We start from the raw sequence: 303 nt of genomic DNA, 5'->3' as shown, positions 1-303 counted from the left end.
CGTTGTAGGGGTGGTAACCTTGACGGGTATCGGTCTTGTCATGACTGACTTTGTTGAGTTTATCTCAGGTGGTAGCATCATTCTTATGTTGCTCTTCACCGCGGTTATCAGCTTGATTCTGGGAATGGGCCTACCTACAACCGCGAATTACATCGTTGTTTCGACCCTTATGGCACCGGTCATCGTGACTCTAGGGGCAGCACACGGACTGATTATTCCTCTCATCGCTGTACACTTGTTTGTTTTCTATTTCGGTATCCTTGCCGATGATACCCCTCCGGTCGGAAGATCGGAAGAGCGGTT

General features: G+C 49.2%; 1 protein-coding gene. It reads left to right on the top strand.

Annotated features, from left to right (window positions below):
• A partial coding sequence (locus ACP45E_RS01595) for a TRAP transporter large permease subunit (RefSeq protein WP_141707176.1) occupies nucleotides 1-303 on the top strand: 303 nt, incomplete at both ends.

Source organism: Vibrio genomosp. F10 str. 9ZD137 (genome assembly GCF_049974785.1).
GTDB lineage: Bacteria > Pseudomonadota > Gammaproteobacteria > Enterobacterales > Vibrionaceae > Vibrio.
The sequence above is the reverse complement of the archived record's forward strand: the minus strand, read 5'-3'. Positions and strand labels throughout refer to the sequence as shown.